This is a genomic window from Bacteroides sp. AF20-13LB, assembly GCF_003603065.1.
Classification (GTDB): Bacteria; Bacteroidota; Bacteroidia; order Bacteroidales; family Bacteroidaceae; genus Bacteroides; species Bacteroides uniformis.
Map to the genome: position 1 here is coordinate 106,244 of NZ_QTMH01000012.1, position 21,023 is coordinate 127,266.

General features: G+C 46.9%; 13 protein-coding genes. 7 read left to right on the top strand and 6 right to left on the bottom strand.

All coding sequences use genetic code 11. From position 1 onward, the window contains the following. Positions 1 to 33 precede the first annotated feature (33 nt). On the top strand, positions 34 to 837 hold the full coding sequence (locus DWX62_RS15730) for a gluconate 5-dehydrogenase (protein WP_005831048.1): 804 nt from the start codon (positions 34 to 36) through the stop codon (positions 835 to 837). Positions 838 to 1,011: 174 nt separating this feature from the next. Next, a complete protein-coding gene (locus DWX62_RS15735) occupies positions 1,012 to 2,244 on the top strand; it encodes a DUF4861 domain-containing protein (protein ID WP_005838041.1) in 1,233 nt (410 codons plus the stop codon). Between the two features lie 78 nt (positions 2,245 to 2,322). Here DWX62_RS15735 and DWX62_RS15740 read toward each other — a convergent pair whose 3' ends face one another. Next, complete coding sequence (locus tag DWX62_RS15740) at positions 2,323 to 2,955, bottom strand: response regulator transcription factor (RefSeq protein WP_009037552.1); 633 nt, start codon at positions 2,953 to 2,955, stop codon at positions 2,323 to 2,325. After that, positions 2,952 to 4,841, bottom strand: coding sequence for an ATP-binding protein (locus DWX62_RS15745; RefSeq protein ID WP_061411979.1), 1,890 nt, complete (start codon positions 4,839 to 4,841; stop codon positions 2,952 to 2,954). The genes DWX62_RS15740 and DWX62_RS15745 overlap by 4 nt, the downstream gene beginning before the upstream one ends. 321 nt (positions 4,842 to 5,162) lie before the next feature. On the opposite strand from DWX62_RS15745, the gene DWX62_RS15755 reads away from it, so the two are divergent. Continuing rightward, entirely contained in the window at positions 5,163 to 6,059 is an 897-nt protein-coding gene (locus DWX62_RS15755) for a DUF4595 domain-containing protein (protein ID WP_005831035.1), read from the top strand. Positions 6,060 to 6,202: 143 nt separating this feature from the next. Here the strand turns inward: DWX62_RS15755 and DWX62_RS15760 are convergent, their stop codons facing one another. Together DWX62_RS15760 and DWX62_RS15765 are read right to left on the bottom strand one after the other, a co-directional pair. Continuing rightward, the gene (locus tag DWX62_RS15760) at positions 6,203 to 6,859 is read right to left on the bottom strand and encodes a polysaccharide deacetylase family protein (protein ID WP_005831030.1); all 657 of its coding nucleotides are present in this window, start codon (positions 6,857 to 6,859) and stop codon (positions 6,203 to 6,205) included. Between the two features lie 144 nt (positions 6,860 to 7,003). Further along, positions 7,004 to 10,348 (bottom strand): DUF2723 domain-containing protein, encoded by a 3,345-nt coding sequence (locus DWX62_RS15765; RefSeq protein ID WP_120173000.1) that lies wholly within the window; start codon positions 10,346 to 10,348, stop codon positions 7,004 to 7,006. Positions 10,349 to 10,767: 419 nt separating this feature from the next. On the opposite strand from DWX62_RS15765, the gene DWX62_RS15770 reads away from it, so the two are divergent. Continuing rightward, positions 10,768 to 12,039: an ATP-binding protein gene (locus DWX62_RS15770; protein ID WP_120173001.1), complete on the top strand. Its 1,272-nt coding sequence runs from the start codon at positions 10,768 to 10,770 to the stop codon at positions 12,037 to 12,039. An 826-nt stretch (positions 12,040 to 12,865) separates the two neighbouring features. Further along, positions 12,866 to 15,361 carry a leucine-rich repeat protein gene (locus DWX62_RS15775; protein ID WP_120173002.1) on the top strand — a complete coding sequence of 832 codons (2,496 nt, stop codon included), beginning with the start codon at positions 12,866 to 12,868 and terminating at the stop codon, positions 15,359 to 15,361. A 125-nt stretch (positions 15,362 to 15,486) separates the two neighbouring features. On the opposite strand, the gene DWX62_RS15780 is transcribed toward DWX62_RS15775, so the two are convergent. Beyond that, entirely contained in the window at positions 15,487 to 16,056 is a 570-nt protein-coding gene (locus DWX62_RS15780) for a Crp/Fnr family transcriptional regulator (protein ID WP_120173003.1), read from the bottom strand. A 146-nt stretch (positions 16,057 to 16,202) separates the two neighbouring features. On the opposite strand from DWX62_RS15780, the gene DWX62_RS15785 reads away from it, so the two are divergent. Further along, a complete protein-coding gene (locus tag DWX62_RS15785) occupies positions 16,203 to 16,523 on the top strand; it encodes a multidrug efflux SMR transporter (RefSeq protein ID WP_120173015.1) in 321 nt (106 codons plus the stop codon). 125 nt (positions 16,524 to 16,648) lie between these two features. Beyond that, a complete protein-coding gene (locus DWX62_RS15790; protein WP_120173004.1) occupies positions 16,649 to 18,070 on the top strand; it encodes a sialate O-acetylesterase in 1,422 nt (473 codons plus the stop codon). Between the two features lie 154 nt (positions 18,071 to 18,224). Here the strand turns inward: DWX62_RS15790 and DWX62_RS15795 are convergent, their stop codons facing one another. Next, complete coding sequence (locus tag DWX62_RS15795) at positions 18,225 to 20,759, bottom strand: glycoside hydrolase family 9 protein (RefSeq protein WP_120173005.1); 2,535 nt, start codon at positions 20,757 to 20,759, stop codon at positions 18,225 to 18,227. Positions 20,760 to 21,023: the final 264 nt, after the last annotated feature.

The following is a 21,023-nucleotide window of genomic DNA, read 5'->3' on the forward strand; positions in this document are numbered from 1 at the left end:
ATATCACTTATTTAAACTTAATAATTTAACGTTATGAATCCGTATTTGAATTTTTCTTTGGAAGGTAAAGTAGCCCTTGTTACAGGTGCTTCTTATGGTATCGGTTTTGCTATCGCTTCAGCTTTTGCAGAGCAAGGAGCAACTATCTGTTTCAACGATATCAACCAGGAGTTGGTAGACAAAGGCTTGGCTGCCTATACTGAAAAGGGTATCAAGGCACGCGGTTATGTATGTGATGTGACAGATGAACCTGCTGTTCAGGCCATGGTAGCCCAGATTGAAAAGGAAGTAGGCTCTGTTGATATCCTCGTAAACAATGCCGGCATCATCCGCCGTGTTCCTATGCACGAGATGGAGGCTGCTGACTTCCGTCGTGTAATCGATATCGACCTCAATGCTCCGTTCATCGTATCAAAGGCTGTTCTGCCTGCCATGATGAAGAAGGGCCACGGTAAAATTATCAATATCTGCTCTATGATGTCCGAACTGGGTCGTGAGACTGTGTCGGCCTATGCCGCTGCCAAGGGTGGCTTGAAGATGCTGACTCGCAACATCTGCTCTGAATATGGTGAATATAACATCCAATGTAACGGTATCGGTCCGGGTTACATCGCTACCCCGCAGACTGCTCCGCTGCGTGAAAAGCAGGCCGACGGTAGCCGTCACCCGTTCGACTCGTTCATCTGCGCCAAGACTCCGGCAGGCCGCTGGCTGGCTCCGGAAGAACTTACCGGTCCGGCAGTGTTCCTGGCATCGGAAGCCTCTAATGCGGTAAACGGTCACATCCTCTATGTAGACGGAGGTATCTTGGCTTATATCGGAAAGCAACCGAAATAAATTTAAGGATAATTGAGAAGGTGATAAAGTGGCAGGATAATGTCACTTGTCACCTTTTTCTTTTGGGCGCGGATTACGCGGATTTCGCGGAAAGGATAAGGAAAATCCGTATAATCCGCGAAATCCGCGCCTAAAAGAAAGTTATACAACTGATTAGGAAAAAGCAATGATTATATGAGAAACTTTCTTTTATTATGTATGGCGGCCCTCTGCTGTCTTGCTTGCAACGATAGCAAGATAGTGACTGTTACGGTAACCAATCCGTTAGCGATGGACCGTTCCGATGAGATGGTAGAGGTGTCCATGACCGAAATCTCAAACCTTCTGAATCTGGCAGACACCGCACAGATTGTGGTTCTGAATGTCGAAGGGGAGCAGGTGCCTTACCAAGTGACCTACGATGACAAATTAATCTTCCCTGCTACGGTAGCCGCCAATGCATCGGCTGCATATACCGTCCAGGCCGGTACTCCCGTCGATGTGGAGGTAAGGGCTTGTGGGCGGCAGTATCCCGAACGTCTGGACGACATGGCCTGGGAGAACGACTTGGTAGGCTTCCGTGCCTACGGTCCTGCATTGCAGGCAAGGGGTGAACGCGGTTTCGGCTACGACTTGTTCACGAAGCGAGGCACTGCTGCACCGGTACTGGAAGACATGTATGCCAAGGAACTGGATGCAGACTCCTGGAAGCAGGTTAATGAATTGCGCAAGACAGACCCGAAGGCAGCCGATGAGCTGGTACGCACATTCTCCTATCATATAGACCACGGTTATGGCATGGACTGCTATGCAGTAGGCCCAACATTGGGAGCCGGAGTGTCTGCATTGATGGTGAATGATACCATTATCTATCCGTGGTGCTACAAGACGCAGGAGGTGCTGGACAACGGTCCGTTGCGCTTCACCGTGAAGCTGGAGTTCAATCCGTTGGCTGTGAAAGGGGATACTGCGGTGGTGGAAACGCGTCTGATTACGCTGGATGCCGGTTCTCATCTGAACCGTACTGCCGTTTCGTATAGCAATCTAAAGGAATCTTTGCCCATTGTTACCGGTATTGTGCTGCACGAACCGGACGGTGCTGTGGTGGCTGATGCCGCCGGTGGTTATATGACGTATGTAGACCCCACTACCGGACCGGATAATGGCAAGATATTTATGGGGGCCGCTTTCCCTGCCGTTGTGAAGGAAGCCAAAACCGTGCTTTTCCCCATAGAGGAGAAGAAGATGCGTAACAATGCGGACGGTCATGTACTGGTTGTCAGCGACTATGAGCCGGGCGCTGACTACGTGTATTACTGGGGCTTTGCCTGGGACCGCGCAGACATCAAGACTGCTGAAGCCTGGAACCGATACATGGCTGATTTTGCACAGAAGGTGCGCAATCCGATGACGGTGAGTATCCGCTAAGTTGATTTTCTTCCTTTTCAGACGGAGAAGCTTGAGAAGCTGGAGGCTTGTAACTGTCCGGGCGAATGACAAGTGTTCTCAGAATAAGCTCTTCCCCTTGTAGACAAGTTCTGCAACGTTTTTGGCCTCCAGTTTTTCCATCAGGCGCTTCCGGTAAGTCTGTATTGTATTGATGCTGAGAAATAGTAATTGGGATATTTCAGAAGTGCTCAGTCCTTGCGAGAGATAGGCGAGCACTTCTTTTTCACGTCTCGACAATTCGGGAAGTGCATGTGGTAGGGTGTTTTGTTTTTCCTTGTCCAGTTCGCTGAAAACATTGCTGAAGTATCTGGTTCCGTTTTTCAGTGTACTGATGGCGTCTCTCAATTCGCTGGTGCTGGCATTTTTTGAAACAGCTCCGTTGATGTTTAGGGTGGATAATTTGGCTATGATCCAAGGTTCTTCATGCATGGTATAGATTAAAATGCCGCATTTGGGTATCTGGCTGTGAAGGTGGGATATGAGTTGGAATCCATTCATATCCGGTAGTTCAAGGTCAATGATGCAAAGGTCGAATCTCTCTTTGAGGGTCAGTTGTTCCACGTCTTTTGCACAAGTGGCTCCTTTGCACGTCACTCCTTCGAGTTGCGAGGCCAATGCGATGATGCCTTCAGCAACAATCGGGTGGTCATCTATTACCAGTATTCTGTATGTTTCTTTGTTTGGTTTCATTCGTTTATGTTAAGCAGTAGGGTGAAAACGTTGTTTTCTGTTGACGAGCATACATTGGCGGTAGCGTTGATGGCTCTGATACGGTCGTTTACGGTGCGCAATCCTATGCCGTCATTGTTGTTTGTTGCTGTTTGTTGCTTGTTTGCATTCTTACCGTTGTCTGTAATTTGCAGGGTATATTTATTTTCATTGTCGGCACGGAGACTGATGACTATATGACTGGCTGAGGCATGTTTCACGATGTTCATGGTGAGCTCTTGTACGATGCGGTACAGCTCATAAGCGGTTTCATTGGGAAGATGGCGTGATGCGTTGTTCTCCGTTGGATGATAGCTGACCTCTATGCCGGTGTTCTCGGTCAGTTTGGCAGCATAACGGTCGAGTATCTGGTCTAGACTGAGATGCTCGAATTCGGGAGGCATCAGTTCGTGTGAGATATTCCGCACGTTGTTTCTCAGTTTGCTGACGAGTGAGGCCAGTTCCTGCTCATTCCCTTTGCTGGCAGAAGTTTCTATCTTCATTTGCAGCCCCAGCAGGTCGTTGGCTATGCCGTCATGCAGTTCCTTGGCAAAATATTTGCATTCCTCTTCCAACCCTTCAATGTAACGGCGTGCCGAGTTCAGTTCGTTTTCTTGCTTTAGCAGTTCAATCTTCTTTTCGGCTATTCGTTTCTTGTGGCGGAGCGTCAACAAAGTAATGAGAGCAAGACCGGACAGAAGGGCTACAGCAATGGAGGCTTTTAGCAGGAAGGCTTGGTGTTCCAGTTGTTCTTGTTGCAGGTGGGCTATCTCCAATTCCTTTTCTTGTGTGTGATATTTCACGTTGAATTCTGCCATTTGTTGCGTCAGATTGTGCTGTGCCAGCGTATCAGTCCACATGCGGGCACTATCCATATAGGTGTAGGCCAGTTTGGGGTTTCCCAAGGCATCGTAGCATCGTGCCATTTGTGTAAATAATGTTTTGGGCTCGGTACCGGTTTTCCGGTTACGCAGCCAGTGGAAGTCCTTCAAGGCGCGGGCATAGTTTTTGCGGTTTGTTTCGGTGGCTGCCCTCGATTGTATGAATCCTATGGCAGCGATGGAGTTGGATGGTACCCGTTGTAGTAGTTTGTTCCCCAATTTCAAGTAGTGGTCTATGGAATCGGGTTGTTCTTTTCGTTCAAAGAGTCTCAGCATGCCGGGCAGGCAGCGTATCTTCCATAGGTCTTCGTTTCCCTCTCCGTGGCAGGCAATGTTCCAGGCTTTGCGGTTGGATTTTTCAGCATCATCCAGCTTGTTCAGTTCAGCCTTTATGGTTGCCCTGATTTGCCAGGTGGTGAAGGCTACGAATGGGTCTTCGGTTCTGGCGGCATGTTCGGCGGCCATGTCGGTATACTTTTCGGCTTCGTCCAGCTGCCTGATATTGAAGTATAGGATGGACACATTGTTGCAGATGTGGGCTATCCAGCTTTCGTCTCCGTATTGCAAGGCAGTGTCCAGTGCTTTATTGTAATAGTAGAGTGTAGAGTCATTCATTTGGTGCTGACGGTAGAGGAGGCCCAAATCGTTGTATACGCTGATGTGCTTTTCCAAATCATCTATCTGCGGCAGGTAGGGGAGCACATTTTTTTTCATGGCAAAGGCTTCTTCTGTCTTTCCCACATAGACCAGCAGTGTGGCTTGTTCGTTCAGCAAGATGGGATACATGAAGGAGTGCTTTACGTTCCGGGTGGCAAAGGCGCTGTCGAAGCTACGTTGCGCTTCATCGTAGTGTCCTTCTTCCATGAGATTGGCTGCCCGGTTGTAGAAGTGTGCCAACAGAGTGTCTGTTGGTATTTCTCCGGCGTGAAGCAGGATAGTGGTTAAAGAAAAGAGGAGTGATAATAGCTTAGTATGGCGTACCCTCATATCGGTATATTTTAGTGGAATTCAATCTGTGCTTAGTTGTTGCAAATATACGTCTTATTCATTTTGCTTTTTATTGGAGATGCTGAATTTTTTCTATATGTGGCTGAAAAATCACCTTTTTCAGTGACAAGGAGTGAAAGGAAAAGTTTATTACTTTGCAAAAAATATTAAGCTTTGTCTGGGAATGATAAATGGCCAAAAGTATCTGTCCGGGTTTGAATGGCAGAGTCTTGTTGTCGTGAGATACGGACGGCATTCCTTATACTTTTGTTATTATGGATTTTCCTTAGAGGGATGGGGATAAAACAAGATTTGTAACTTATGAAAATGTTTAAAATGATGGCTGCCTCCATGTTGGGTGTGGCGTTGTGCTTGGGATTCACTGCTTGCAGTGACGATGACGAAAATGAGAATGGTGAGGGTGGCGAAAACACCGCCACTGTGGTCAATCCTTCGCAAGTGTTTACGGGAGGGCTTCCGAAGTCGGTTTCGGGCATGGCGATTTCTCACAATGAAGAAGGGCTGGTGACGAACATTACAACTGAGGATGGGGATAAAGCCGTCTTTGAGTACTTTCCCGCTACTACAAAGGCAGATGTTGCAAAGGACCGAGCAAGAATCACCGTGACGGATGAAGAGGGCGATGTTACAGAACTGAACTTGCAGCTCAACAGCGATGGTTATGTGGAATTTTGCAACTCAATAGACCACGCTGGTACTCCCGATGCCGATGAGTTTACTTGGGAGATGGAATACGACACTGAAGGCCATCTGGTTGTAATGAAACGCTCTGAAAGCGATGGTGAAATAACGAACATCACCTATAAGGATGGAGATGTGGTGAAGACTTCCACACGTTATGTAGCTAGTGGGGATCTCAATGGTGACGGAATTATCGACAGCAATGACGAGTGGGAGTATAGTGCTGCCATAGACTATACGACGGATAATATAACAGCTCCTATCGAGAATAAGGGCTGCCTGATGTTGTTTGATGAAATACTGGATGTGGATATGGACGAGATGATATATGCCTATTATGGAGGCATGCTTGGTAAGGCTACGAAACATCTGCCGCTTGTAGGGCATTATACATACAATGGCGAGGACTCTGTGTCCGATATGTATTTTACATGGACATTGAATTCCGACAGTTATCCTACGGAACTGGTTGTAAAAGACCAGTGGGATGAATACAGATGTACATTTACTTGGTAATTATAAAACATCTGTTTATTCTTGTGGAACAGGACATGAGCCTATAAAATGTAAGGGGTTGCCTTTTGCCGAGACAACCCCTTCTTATTTTATGTAGAATTTATTGTGACAGCAGATGTTGGTAACTTTCTGCTGTTTCAAGTTTATAATACTTTGAATTCATATCCCTCTTCCTTCAGGAAGTCAATGGCGCGCGGCAATGCGTACTGCAGGTTTCCGTTGCACCAGGATTTCAGGGAATCGTGGAAGGTGATGATGGAGCCGTTGCGGGCGTAGCGCATCACGTTGGCAAGCACTTGCGGACCGCGCAGCTTCTTGCTGTAGTCGCGGGTCACGAGGTCCCACATCACAATCTTGTAGGTTCGTTTCAGCGTGAGATACTGGTTGGCGAACATATGGCCGTGGGGAGGGCGGAACAAGAGAGGGTAGAGAACCTTCTCCACATTGCAATTGATGTCCCCACCCATTTCCATGAAAATCTTCGCCTGTTCGGTATTTCCCAGATAATTCTTGGCCGTGTATTCAAATCCACGGATATGGTTGAAGGTGTGGTTACCGATGCGGTGCCCACGCTCAACGACCATCCGGAATTCGTCCGGATGCTTCCGTATGTTGTCACCTACCATGAAGAAGGTGGCTTTGATGTTGTGCTTATCCAGCAGGTCGAGCACCCAGGGAGTTACTTCGGGGATAGGGCCATCGTCGAAAGTCAGATAAACGGCTTTTTCATTGGGGTCCATCCTCCAGACTGCACCGGGATATAGTTTGCGAAAAAACTCAGGAGGTTGTTCTATAAACACGTGATTAAGGATTAAGGGATTAGGGATTAAGGATTAGGGGTTAATGATTAAGGATTAGGGGTTAAGGATTAGTTATTAATGATTAGTGATGAACTGCACAGGCTAATCCCTAATCCTTTAATCCTTAATCCCTAATCCTTATTCTCACTCCTTCATTCTGTCCACATACATATTATACAGTTCTTCCACCTTCGGCTCGTAGATTTCGGCGAGCTTGGAGTTGTACTTCTTCATGGCCTTCACCTCGGCATCGAGTACAGCCCAGTGGTATTCAAATTCACGGGTAGAAATCATGAAGCGGTTGTCATCCAGGCTCAGATACCAGGTCAGGTACTCTACAGCCTTGTCAGCAAGGGCTTTCATCATCTCGTCCGCCTTGGCGGTTTCGCCCAGTTGGTAGTAGGCTTCTGCCATCTGTACGGCACCGTTCTGCCAGTCGTAAGGCACGTTGTAGGCGGGAATCATCTTTTCGGCATAGTCCAGGGCGGCTTTTGCCTTGTCTTTCTTGCCCTCACGCATCAGCTGCTGCACGAGTTGGGAGAAGATGCGACGGTGAGAGTGACACATGCGCATGGCGTTCTCGTCGATATAGATGCCTGGCTTGTCGATGCCACCGAACTTGAACTTGTTCATCAGGTTGTCGTACATCTTTTCGGAGTCTATTGTCACGCCCGTCTTACTGGTGTCGAACGGAGTGAAACGATAGGCAAGACCTTCCTGAACGAAGTGGTTTTCCATATTCAGCTGGTTCTCCCTGCCTACGCTGACAGCGATATAGATGGGGCGTTCCCAGTTGGCCTCGCTCAGCATTTCGAGCATCATCAACTCGCTCTTGTAGAGGGCGCGTTTGCCTTTCAGCGAAATGTGCATGTAGTCGGGGATTGAGTCGCCCGGTATCATCATGCCGCTGCGGCGCACGGCTTCCTTGTCTACCTTGATGACGATGCTGTCGGTAGGAATCACCTTCAAGTCCTGATTCTTGTTGCGCACCCAGTTCTTGAGGATATTCTTTAGCTCATACGGGTTGTCACCGAATTCTTTCTTTACATTGACCAGTGCTTCGGGATTACCGTCCAGTGCCTGCTTCTCGGCTTCGGCATAGAGCTGGTCGATGCTTTTCTTGTACTCAGGCTGGATGGGGACGTATTCGTTGGTGCCTTCTACGTACTCCATTCGGTCCCAGGTGATGGGGAGAGAAGGACTGTCGTAGGCGGGGCGCTTCATCTGGTCGATGTACCAATCGGTCTGCAGGTACGAGAGGTTGCAGGTGCGGGCGTCGGTACGGAAACCTTCGGTCTCCTGGTTGTACCAGAGGGGGAAGGTATCGTTGTCACCGTTGGTATAGATAATCGGGTTGCCGCTTTCTTGTAGGGACATCAGGTAGTTCTGGCCGAAGTCGCGTGCCATGTAGCGGTCGCTGCGGTCGTGGTCATCCCAAGTCTGGCTTGCCATCTGCACGGGGACAAAGAGGCAGGCTACGGAAACGATGGCGGCAGCAGGCAGTTCCTTCATCTTGGCATAGTCTTGAAGCAGACGGACGAGTCCTGCCACACCCATACCAATCCAGATGGCGAAGGCGTAGAACGAACCGGCGTAGGCATAGTCACGTTCGCGCGGTTGGCTCGGAGTCTGGTTCAGGTAGAGCACGATGGCAATACCGGTCATGAAGAAGAGGAAGAAGACCACCCAGAATTGCTGGATGCCTTTCTGCCCACGGTAGGCTTGCCATAGCAGGCCGATGATACCCAGCAGCAGGGGCAGGCAGTAGAATACGTTGTGTCCCTTGTTGTCTTTCAGTTCCTGAGGCAAGAGGCTCTGGTCGCCCACCAGCCAGTTGTCGATGAACGGGATACCGGTAATCCAGTTGCCGTGTTCAATTTCTCCGCTGCCTTGTATGTCGTTCTGGCGTCCGGCGAAGTTCCACATGAAGTAGCGCCAGTACATCCAGTTGAGCTGGTAGGAGAAGAAGAACTTGATGTTTTCCCACTGTGTGGGCATGTTTACCATAATCATGTTGCCGCATTTGTCATAGGGCACATCGTAACCCTTGATGTCCTGCCAGGCATGGTATTGTTGTGTATGGGCACTGCTGTACATACGCGGGAACAGCATGTTCTGGGCATATTCGTACTCAATGCGTCCGGGGATTTCGATGTACGAATCCTTTTCATTGGGTGTAGCTTTCTCCTTGCGGATGAACTTCGTGCCGTTGTACTTGATGCGCGGTTCGCAGTAACCGTCTTTCACGTCCAGCGCCACTTGCGAGGAGAAGGCAGGGCCATAGAACAACGGGCGTGTGCCATACTGCTCGCGTCCCAGGTATTCGCCCAGTGTGAAGATGTCCTCCGGAGAGTTCTGGTCCATCGGCGTGTTGGCGGTGGAGCGGATGACGATAAGTGCATACGAGGAATATCCGATGACAATCATCATGGTGCAGAGCAGCGAGGTGTTCAGCGTGCGTGCCGATACGCGGAATTTCTCTTTGACGGCTGCCTGCGTCTTCGGACGGAGGTAGAGCCACAATGCGGCAATGACAATGACACCGATAACTACCGAGCTGGTACCGTGTCCGTAGAACGGGATACCCAGCATGGCGATGGTGAGTATGAAGGAGAGTGCCATACGTGCCTTGTTGCGTTCGGTGTAGCTTTCGTAGATACCCCAGATGAGGCAGGTTGCCAGCAGGATGATATATACGATGACACCCGTGTTGAAGGACATGCCCAGCGTGTTGACGAAGAGCAGTTCGAACCAGCCGCCCACTTTCACGATACCCGGCACGATGCCGTAGAGCACGGCTGCAACCAGTATGCCCGAAGCGAGCAGTGCCAGCAGGGAGCCTCGGGCATTGGCATTGGGCACCTTCTTGTAGTAATACACCAGTACGATGGCGGGCAGGCAGAGCAGGTTCAGCAAGTGCACGCCGATACTCAGACCGGTCAGGTAGGCGATGAGAATCAGCCAGCGGTCACTGTGAGGCTCGTTGGCGACGTCTTCCCATTTCAGTATGAGCCAGAATACGACGGCAGTGAACAGTGAGGAGAAGGCATACACCTCGCCTTCCACAGCGCTGAACCAGAAGGTATCGCTGAACGTGTAGGCAAGTGCGCCCACCAGACCGCTACCCATGATGGTGACCATCTGTCCGCGTGTGATATTGTTTTCGTCTGTCACCACAAGTTTGCGTACCAGGTGCGTGATGCTCCAGAAAAGGAACAGGATACATGCGCCGCTCATCAGCGCGCTCATGTAGTTCACCATCTTGGCAACGGTGGAGGCATCGGAAGCAAATTGTGAGAATAGGTTGGCTACCAGCATGAAGAACGGTGCGCCGGGCGGGTGTCCTACTTCCAGCTTATAGCCGGTGGTGATGAACTCCGGGCAGTCCCAAAAGCTTGCAGTAGGTTCGATGGTCATGCAGTAGACCGTCGCTGCAATGAGGAAGGTAATCCAGCCTACAAGGTTGTTTACGGTTTTGTACTGTTTCATTCGGATGAAATTCGTTATTATTCAGTTTTGTTTTTTACAAGCTGTTTTGCCATCGCTTAGTCAACGTATTGGCATATATGGGCGCAAATATAATGATTTCGCTTCTAAATAGGTGACAATAAGCAGCATTATTAGGATAGGTTAAGGGATTTGCTGCATCTATAGATGCAGCACGGTGGAAGTATAGATGCAACGCGGTGGATATATAGATGCAACAATGATGATTCTATAGAGGGAATATCCGGCCGATAAAGGGGGATGCGGAAAGGAAGTATCCTCCTTGCTTGTCTAAATGAATCTTTCGTTTATAACCGAAAATCTAGCCTTTTTCGCAAATTTTTTAGGTTATGAACGAAAGAGTTGATAGAAATATTCGTTTATAACCGAAAATTGTTATCTTTGCAACTAAAGTTTAGGTTATGGACGAAAGAATGGATATACTTAGGAAGTACAATCTCTGGACAGAAGGAGATTTTGACTTCGGTTTCATGCGGGTAGCTTATACCGGCAGAATCATGGACTACGTAGGCAATCGTCTTGTAAAGGTGCTCATCGGCCAGCGGCGTGCTGGGAAAAGTTATGTGTTGAGACAGATAGCAAGGGAACTGATAAGAAACGGTGTCCCTCCGCAGAACACTTTGTTCATCAACCGGGAACTGAGCGACTTTGCTTTTTTGAAGACTCACAAGGATTTGGAAGAGTTGGTGACGCTTTATAAAAGCGAACTGTACCCTCAGGGGAGGATATATATTTTCATCGACGAAGTGCAGCTCATCGAAGAATGGGAAAAGTCGGTCAATTCTTATTCGCAGGACTATACCGAGGAGTACGAGCTCTTTATCAGCGGCTCCAACTCACGGATGCTGTCCGGTGAGCTTGCCACGCTGCTTTCGGGGCGATACGTCCAATTTCCGGTATATCCCTTCAGCTATCAGGAGTATACAGAGATAAGGCATCTGGAACAGAACCGTGAGAGCTATATGGGCTATATGAATACGGGCGGAATCCCGGAACTTTTTGTCTTGCCCGAAAAGCAGGAGGTGCAGCGCAATTACTTGTCTGCCTTGAAGGACACCATCTTGCTGAAGGACATCATCCAACGCTACAGCATACGTGACCCCCGACTGCTTGAGGACCTTTTTGCGTTTCTTGTAGGCAATGCCTCTAATTTAGTGTCCATCGGCAACATCGTGAACTATTTCAAGAGCCAGGGCCGGAAGACGAGCTATGATGCCGTGGCTGCCTACATAGGCTATATCGAAGACTCGTTCTTGGCGTATCGTTGTGAACGCTTTGACTTGCGCGGAAAGGAAATACTGTCCGGTACGGCGAAATATTACATCAACGACCTTGCCTTTAAGAATTTCCTCTATCCCGGAACAGCCTATGGTGTGGGTTATAAACTGGAGAATCTTGTCTATCTGGAGTTACTCAGGGCAGGCTATGATGTCTATACCGGATGTGCCAAAGAGAAGGAAGTGGATTTCGTGGCACGGAAAGGCGACCGCACGGTTTATCTGCAATCCACTTATATGTTGGTTGACGAGCAGACGATGCGTCGTGAGTATGCTTCGTTGGAGTCGATACAAGATAATTATGAGAAACTGGTTGTTTCGCTTGATGATTTCTGTCTGCCATCCAATGAAGGAATACGGCATGTGCGGGCGTGGGAACTGCATGGGTTGTTGTAAAAGGTACTGAAAGGCAGTAATATCCTTATATTTTTGACAAAAAGTAATGTTTCTGTAGATTTCTCTGCCGCACATGGTTGGGCAGAAGGACGAATTTAGGATATATTGTGGATATTGGGGTCATAAAGATGCGTTCTTCTTGCATATTCTTCCGCTTTTGTAGGGCTTTTATGCAGAAATTGGCTACACCTTTAAGCTAAAAGGGTGATTGCTTTTTACTAAAAGGGGTATTGCGTTTTAGTAAAACGGTTACTCTGTTTTAGTAAAACGTTCTTTTGCTTTTGCATTTTCGGTGTATCAGGGCTTTCGGAGGTGTGATTTCGATTTATTGGAAGGACGTTCGTTTTGGTATAATGCTTATAACTTGACACTTATGGATTTTCGCTCTCGTATTTCTTTCTGTGTGGATAATCGGTCGGAAATACGGGATTCTCGTGCGATAGAAAATACAAAGTGTCAGAATGACAAAATCATATTTATCTTCTGTAGGTATCAGCCTTAAAAATACTTTCCAATCTTTTTCTTGTTTTCATTCTTTATCGTTAAATTTGCCATCGAAGCAAGGAAGTGTCCTTAGCTTCAATGTTTTGTGAAATGATATTGTAAGAAGCGTTGTGCTTCATTCTTGTCTTTGAGAACCTAGGAAATTTTCAAGATACACAAGAATGGCACAGACGATTCCTACGCTGGTTTCGGCGTGGGTCTGCTGTCTGTTCATTTGTGTATCGGGTTTTCCTAGGACCTTCAAAGACGATGAATAGCACGCAGTTCCACGCTGTCTTTTTTTATATTCTCGGAGGAACGCGAGGACTAATACTATCTGGTTATGATTCTATTTAAAGTGAATTCTAAAAGTTCCATCTATGTGCGTTTGTTGTACTCAATGGCAGTCTTGTGCCTGTTGACCGCTTTGAGCAGTTGTTCGGATGATGATGCTCCGGCAGAGATTATCCCTAACCCTGATAGTGAGATTTACTTTACTAAAAGCTTGGATTTCACTTCGGATAGTGGCGAAGCGATTCTTTCTTTTACAACCAATAAAGATTGGTCGATAAATGTTTCACAGTCAGGCGGTGATGTCAGCTGGTGTACGGTGTTCCCCAATAAAGGCAAAGCTGGAGAAAACCAAGTATCGGTTAGAGTGGCAAGAAATGAAGGAGTTGATGACCGTAATGTGGTACTGAACTTGACAGCCGGTGACTTGACGAGGAGTATTGTAGTAACGCAGAAGCAGAAAGATGCCATCACTTTGACTACTGCAAAATTTGAGGTAGATAAGAATGGAGGAGAAATTCAGGTAGAGGTAAAAGCAAATGTTTCCTATGAAGTTATTATTCCTGAGCAATACCAAAGTTGGATTCATAAGCGTACAATTAGTCCGGACAGATGTGTGTTTGGTATTGATAAGAGTGAGGAGTATGATAAACGTGAAGGTGAAATAATCTTCCAAAGCGGTGAATTGGAAGAGGTTTTGAAGGTATATCAGACTGGAGGAGGCATTTTATTGTTGACTAAGAGTGAATATTTGGTATCAGCAGAAGGAGAAACAATATCGATTGAAGTTAAAAGTAACTTTGATTTTGAAGTTAAGGAACCCAATGTGGATTGGATAATCTCTAACAGAACTCGTTCTCTATCAAGTCATACCCTATATTATTCAATTGCTCCAAATAAAACAAATGCTATGCGTGAAGCTGTTTTCATTTTTAAAGAAAAGAATGGAAATTTGCAGGAGCAGGTTATTGTTAAGCAGAAAGGGCAAGAATTAATAGTGATAAATGAAAAGATTGCAGGAACTTTATCAAGGTTGCTGTCTGACTATGAATTGACTGCTATTACTAAGCTGAAAATCTCAGGGATGATGAATAGTGATGATATTGATTTTATCAATTCAAATCTACCTCTATTAAATGAACTAGATATGCAGGAGGTTGATATGCAAAAAATGAAACAAGGACCTAAGAATGTGACTAAACTGTTATTGCCGATATCTTTGGTTGAAATAAGTGAAAATGCCTTTCATGATAGTAAAATAGAAAGTATTGTAATACCTGCAAGTGTGGAATTTATTGGTAATAGCGCTTTTGGTTACTGCAGAAACATGGAAACTGTTAGATTTGAGTCTGATTCTAAAGTTGAAATAATAGAAGGAGGGTGGTATGGTGCTTCAGGCATGCCTACTGGTGTTTTTCAAGATTGTAGTAAGTTGAAAGAAATAAATATTCCTGCAAGTGTGAAAATTATCAAAGGAGGTGCTTTTCATGGATGTGAATCATTGACAAAAGTAACATTTGATGAATATTCGAACCTGGAAGAGTTAGAAGGCGCCTATGATTATCGAGGTAGTGGCGGATGTTATCGTGGTGCATTTGCAGATTGTACTTCATTGACTACAATTTTAATTCCTAAGAATGTTAAGAAGATAGGCTTTTCAACATTTGCAAATTGTTCTGCTTTACAATCTGTTATTTTTGAATTAGATTCAAAACTTGAAGAAATTGCTGGTGATTTTTGGCCATTTTCAGAAGAGGCTTATGGAGCTTTTATTAATTGCTCTGCATTATCTAGTATTTCTATCCCTTCAAAAGTAAGCAAAATAGGCCCTGCTGCATTTAAAGGTTGTATTGCTTTGGAAAGTGTGATATTTATGTCTGGTTCTGTTTTGGAGCATATTGGTGGGGGTTGTGGAGGGTACTATAATGTTCCTACGTCTTATGAATGGTATTACGGTGCCTTTGCAGATTGTACTGCTTTAAAAGAAATCATTATTCCGTCATCAGTGACAAAAATTGATATAGCAGCGTTCAAAGGATGTACTTCTTTGAAAACCGTAATTTTTGAAAATAATTCTCTTTTGAAATCAATAGAAGGCAAATATAATGATAAAGCTTATTTAGGGGTATTTTCTGATTGTACAGCATTGACCTCCATCCGTATTCCTGCAAATGTTGAGTCAATAGGTGCCACAGCATTTAAAGGATGTGCAGCTTTAAAATCCGTTTCATTTGAAAAAGGCTCAAAACTTTCTTTTATTGAAGGTGGTATCGATGAATATAATGGTGCTTTTTCGTATTGCAAAAAAATGACAGTATTTGATGCCGAAAACTGTACACAATTACAAATAATAGGGGATGCTGCTTTTTATGGAAATGATGAACTTAACGTACTCAGATTAGGAACTACAATACCTCCTACGGTAGGAAATATGAGTTTCTTAGGTATCAGTGAAGCGGCTGTATTAAGTGTTCCTGCAAGTAATATCATTGAATATAAAAATAATGACTCATGGAGTTCTGTATTTAAAATAATAAAAGGTTTGTAATTTCAAAGAGGTATTCAATCTTTGACTAAAGAGTTGTCTGCTATTAATTTGTTATAATAGTAGATGTTGGAGAATTGAGAATGGGGGAAAATTGGGCCTTTTTATTGGCACTTCACGATATGGTTTTATCGTTTTCCAATCCCCGCCCTAATTCTGCTCAAACTCACCGGAGTAATCCCCAGATACGTAGCAAGGCATTCCAGCGGGATTCTTTGCAGCAGTTCCGGGTTATTCTTCAGCAGTACTTCGTACCGTTCGGCTGCGGAAGTAAACAGCAAGGGGATGAATTTCTCTTCAGTCTGTAGGAATTCTGTCTCTGCAAACTTGCGTCCCCAATTGGCGATGTGGATGTCTTCTTGGAACAATCTTGCCAGGACACTCTGTTTCAAGACGTAAAGAATGACGTCCTCCATGCATTCCACGGTTTCATAACCGGGTGCGTTGCCGATGTAGCTTTTCAGTGAAACGACTGTGGCTCCCTCGGCACCAATCCAGAAGGTGATTTCTTTGCCTTTTGCTTCCACGTAGGCGCGGACAATACCTTTCCCGACGAAGAAAATGTTTCTCTCCGTCTTTTCGGCTTCCAGTATGAGGGAACCTTTGAGGTAAGCCACTTCCGTGATGTTCTCCACCAGCTTGTCGACAGATGCCTTTGGCATTGGATATATGGTATGGATAATATCGTATTTGTTCATTATCAGGCAAGTATTGGTTCTTAGTGTGACAAAGATACGATTTTCGACCTTATCCGGTGCTTCTTATCAAATGTAAAGTGGCAGGAGTACGGGAAAGGTTATCTTTGCTCCCTCTTTAAATGTATAATGAAACAGAAGAATTGAGTATGAACTGGATTATTTTGGTTGTAGCCGGACTGTTTGAGTCAGGCTTTGCCTTTTGTCTGGGAAAGATGAAAGGCGTTACGGGTACGGAATATTATCTGTGGGGTGCAGGTTTTCTTGTCTGTCTGGCCATCAGTATGTTGCTGCTTGCCAAGGCGGTGCATACGTTACCTATCGGGACGGCCTATCCCGTGTGGACGGGGATAGGTGCGGTAAGTACGGTAATATTGGGGATTGTATTCTTTGATGAGCCGGTTTCCTTCATCCGTCTGTTCTTTATTGCTACGTTGATAGCTTCTATTGTAGGCTTAAAGATGACTTGATTCCTACGATTGTTGCGGAACAATGCGATGTAAACTTTTGACTTGAAAAAGGTGAACGTGAGCAAAAAAGCCCTATTTTTGCTCACGTTATTGAATTCTGAATAAGTAGTAAACACAAATATGCCATGAAAAGTAAAACTCTTGCATTGATTCTATTATGCTGCGCCGCTTCATTGGGCGCCAAGGTAAAACTGCCTGCACTGGTAAGTGACAATATGGTTCTTCAGCAGCAGACGGAAGTAAAACTGTGGGGAACGGCAACGCCGAAAGCGGAAGTACGTGTAACCCCCTCGTGGAACGGACAAACCTCCACTTGCCGTGCCGATAAGGACGGACGTTGGCTGCTTGCCGTGAAAACTCCGGCAGCAGGATACACGCCTTATGAGATAACCTTTGATGACGGAGAAAAAACTACGTTGAAGAATATCCTAATCGGTGAAGTATGGCTTGCCTCCGGCCAGAGTAATATGGAAATGCCCCTGAAAGGCTTTGCCGGCTGTTGCATCATGAATGGGGTGGATGATATCATAGCTTCTGCCGAAAATAAGGGTGTGCGCATGTTCACCGTTCCCAAGCATCAGACGTATGAACCGCAAACAGACTGCGAAGGTAGTTGGAACCTCTCCTCCATCGAGACCGCACCCGATTTCAGTGCAACAGCTTACTATTTCGCAACTTCACTGAGCCGTGCCCTCCGTATTCCCGTGGGTATCATCAGCAGTGCCTACGGTGGAGCCACTGTAGAAGGTTGGATAAGCCGTGAACTGCTGGAAAACTATCCAGACATATCTCTCAACCCCGATTCCATCGAACGCCTGCACCCCATGCACCGCCCCATGCTGATGTACAATGCCATGCTGAAGCCGCTTCAGAACTATACCATAAAGGGATTCATCTGGTATCAGGGCGAGTCTAACGTAGGCCGTCATGAAACATACGCCGAGCGTCTGGCCGATATGGTGCAGCTGTGGCGCAAAGAATGGGGACTGGGCGAATTGCCTTTCTACTTTGCCGAAATAGCGCCGTACGCCTATGGAGGTACCCAGCAAGAGAAAGCTGCTTACCTACGTGAAGCGCAATTCCGTGCCCAAAGCCTGATTCCGAACAGTGCCATGATTTCTACAAACGACCTTGTAGAGCCTTATGAGATATACAATATCCATCCCCGCAACAAGACAAAGGTAGGTCAACGCTTGAGCTATCTGGCATTGAACCTTACCTATGGATTGAAGCAGATACACTGTTTCGGCCCACAATATAAGTCATGGACTGCTAAAGGCAGTGAAGCATGGGTTTCCTTCGACCATTTGGAAATGGGTATCTGTCGCAACTATGACCTTCGCGGTTTCGAAGTGGCGGGTGAGGACCGTGTGTTCCATCCTGCCGACAAAGTATGGCTGCACTGGCAGACGAATGAAGTGGTAATCTCTTCAGAAAAGGTATCCCATCCCGTCAGCGTGCGCTATTGTTTCCATGATTTCCAGATTGGTACGATGATCGGTGGGAATGAACTGCCTACCATTCCGTTCCGTACGGATAATTGGTGAAAGAGTGAAAAGTATATAAACACTTTCATTATACTATAATATTGGGCGCGGGTTACGCGGAATCCACGGATGCAGTAAACTAAATCCGTGAAATCCGTGTAATCCGCGCCTAAAAGAAAACATCCAGAGGGTTTTGTTCCCCCCTCTGTCTTTCTTATTGTTTCAGCAACTGTTCTGCTGCAAGTACCAGGAACATATAGTGGGATGAACCTCCTCCCAGCACATACTCAGTTTGCTGCCAGAGGAACGGGAACGTGAGGAGTTCCGGGAAGTCGGGACGGATAAGCGCCGTGCCGGAAATGACCCCACCGGGAATGTACGACCAGTCTGCGCGGTTCAGTCCGTAGCCCACAGTGGCCGATTGTGCGCCGACACCCGAGGCGAAGGAAGCCTGGTTGGAGCCCGGGTGGCATCCGAGGATGAAGTTGAGGGCATTGAATACCGGTGCTTTCGGGAATATTTCCGGATAGGCGGTTGTCAGGAAGTAGTGCTGGAAGCCGAAACGCTGTATATCCCAGCCTGCACCCCAGATGTTCGGACGGTAGGGAACGCCATAGGGAGTCTCCTGCACTTGTTTGTTCAGTTCTTGTTCATATCCGGTCAAAGCTTTGCGGAAAGCTGCTGAAAAGGCTTTGGCTTTCTTGTTCTTCATCTGTGCGAACAGTTTTTCCACACGTGCCGTGTACCAGCCGATGCGGCCTATCTGCTTGATGATGAGCTCCTGGTTGTCCAGAATGAAGTCCATATAGGGTTGTTCGCCGGTGGTGAGGTACAGCTCTACGGCTGCCTGCACTTTGGGGAACAAGGCTCTGTTGTTGCCGCTTCCGGTAGAAGCATATACTTTGCGAGCAATGTCGAGGCAATGCACACTCAATGTATCATTGAAACCTTTCAATACACGTGATACGGCAGCCAGCTGGGCAGCTGTCGACAGTTCCCGTCCGGGGTTATCCTCCGTAAATATCCAGCGGTCATCTTCATTACCGATTTTCCCGTCGGTCATGGCGGCGGCATCACCCAGAAGTACGTACTGGCGCAGGTCGTTGCAGATGATTCCCCGGTAGAGACGTCCCAGTGCCAGGTAGCCGTTGACTACCGTAAGGGCGCCGTTCTCTACTTGTTGCAGCAAGTCATTCTTACCGTCGGGCTGGTGGATTTCCGTCACACGGTTTATCTGGTCGATGGAAGTCACGTCGAGATTCGGGTGGAAAGCTTCGTAGGCCAGTGCCAGGATATAGGATTCTCCGGCTTGGGATTCGATGCGGAGGTCAAAGTCTCCGGCATCGTGCCAGCCGCCTATGTTCACTCCGGGAACCACTTCACCCGGTTTGAACTTGGACAGGCCCTCTTTCTGGTCGTAGCCGTCGATATGATTGTGTGCCGGTGCCATCTGGGCATCGTCCATGTGGCAGCAGTCGTGCCATACGCGGTATTTCTCGTTGACGCGCATGTGGCACATCTGTACGGGAAGGAAGTATTCCAGTACGGGTTGCCATACGCCACGGGCATATACGTCATTGTCGATGCGGAAGATGGGAGACACGGAGGTATTGTATTTAATCTTATAAAGCCCCGGTTCCTTTACATCTGTGAAGTTTACTTTCAGATAGTTATACCTCAAGAATTTACCCCAGTTGGCAGGAGTGACGTTCTTGACAACCTTTTCGCCGTCGGCATCAATGCGGATGATTTGTGCCGTTTCCTTTCTGTTGTCACGTATATCCATTTCGATGACGGCTTCCTTGTCCTGAGTGGGATGATAACCTATCTGTGAAGTCTGGATAACCGGCTGATACATCCAGTCGGCCACTACGTTCGGAGTGATAATCCATTTGACGGCACCTTTGGTGACACCCGGTTTTATGTTGCTGCGCAGTACGAACCAGCCGTTGTTGTGGTTCATACGCCCGTCAAACAGTTGTAGGTCACCACTCAATGATTCGATGGTTACTTTGTTGTAAGGGTCGTCGGGGCGGGAGGTAAACTTACGGCCTTTGGCATAAGGTTCGCTGATGATGTCATCGGCCACAATCGGGCTGTAACCTTTTCCTATCAGTTTGTCCATGTCTGCCAGCGATTGCTTGCCGTCATGATAATTTCCCGTATGCAGATAGTTGGGTTGGGTTGTCATTAGGGGAGAGTTGGGTTGTTGCGGGAAGATGCCGCTCTGACCGTCCATAATCCAGGGCTTGCCGAAGAGGGAACCCGGGAAGAATTCAAGGTTGAAGCCCACTTTTCCGATGAATTCCTGGGGAATGGGGCGGTCAAGGTCTACGGTCACCTCTATGTTTTTACCTTTGCTTTCCACGTTTATCGTATATATAAGGTGGAGGTCCGGGTAAATCATCGGGTTGAATCCGGTGAGATGGCGTGAGGAGTCGGGATAGCACAGCGTGGCGGTGATGCTGTTGTCACCGAGCTTCCGGTCGAGCTGTTTCGGTACGGGCTGCCATTGTCCGGGTGTGGCTTCCAGACGGATATCTCCATTCGTCGCCACACGGTGTCCGTTCATGATGATACATACCCCTCCTTGGTGTCCTTCGGGATAGATATCATCAAAAGCCATGATGTCGACTCCCTGATTCTTGAAATAACCGGAGGATGTCAGCTTGAAGTCTTGCGCATGCAGCGCACTGCTGCCGCAAAGCAGTGCCAAGACTGATGCAAATAGGAAATGTTTCTTTCTCATAGTATCTATTTTTGAGTTACAAAATTTTCTACTAATATACGGACTAAAAAGGAAACGGATGGCTTTTGTTTGTAGCCAATAACGTTATGAAATGTGTCTTTTTCCTCTATTTTTATGATATTCATTGTTATATTTGTCAGACAATGGCGCTTGAGCTGCCGGATACCCACGTTTGAGCCAATAGAAGCTGATGTCTGGTAAAACAAGGACTCAGTACCCAAAAATAGCCTTTATCGGAACCAATTGTATCCCTTGAAAAAGGAT

Bases quoted from the DNA above. Each gene is read 5' to 3' on its own strand.
- DWX62_RS15730 (WP_005831048.1), top strand. From the start codon at position 34: ATGAATCCGTATTTGAATTTTTCTTTGGAAGGTAAAGTAGCCCTTGTT.
- DWX62_RS15735 (WP_005838041.1), top strand. From the start codon at position 1,012: ATGAGAAACTTTCTTTTATTATGTATGGCGGCCCTCTGCTGTCTTGCT.
- DWX62_RS15740 (WP_009037552.1), bottom strand. From the start codon at position 2,955: ATGAAACCAAACAAAGAAACATACAGAATACTGGTAATAGATGACCAC.
- DWX62_RS15745 (WP_061411979.1), bottom strand. From the start codon at position 4,841: ATGAGGGTACGCCATACTAAGCTATTATCACTCCTCTTTTCTTTAACC.
- DWX62_RS15755 (WP_005831035.1), top strand. From the start codon at position 5,163: ATGAAAATGTTTAAAATGATGGCTGCCTCCATGTTGGGTGTGGCGTTG.
- DWX62_RS15765 (WP_120173000.1), bottom strand. From the start codon at position 10,348: ATGAAACAGTACAAAACCGTAAACAACCTTGTAGGCTGGATTACCTTC.
- DWX62_RS15770 (WP_120173001.1), top strand. From the start codon at position 10,768: ATGGACGAAAGAATGGATATACTTAGGAAGTACAATCTCTGGACAGAA.
- DWX62_RS15775 (WP_120173002.1), top strand. From the start codon at position 12,866: ATGATTCTATTTAAAGTGAATTCTAAAAGTTCCATCTATGTGCGTTTG.
- DWX62_RS15780 (WP_120173003.1), bottom strand. From the start codon at position 16,056: ATGAACAAATACGATATTATCCATACCATATATCCAATGCCAAAGGCA.
- DWX62_RS15785 (WP_120173015.1), top strand. From the start codon at position 16,203: ATGAACTGGATTATTTTGGTTGTAGCCGGACTGTTTGAGTCAGGCTTT.
- DWX62_RS15790 (WP_120173004.1), top strand. From the start codon at position 16,649: ATGAAAAGTAAAACTCTTGCATTGATTCTATTATGCTGCGCCGCTTCA.
- DWX62_RS15795 (WP_120173005.1), bottom strand. From the start codon at position 20,759: ATGAGAAAGAAACATTTCCTATTTGCATCAGTCTTGGCACTGCTTTGC.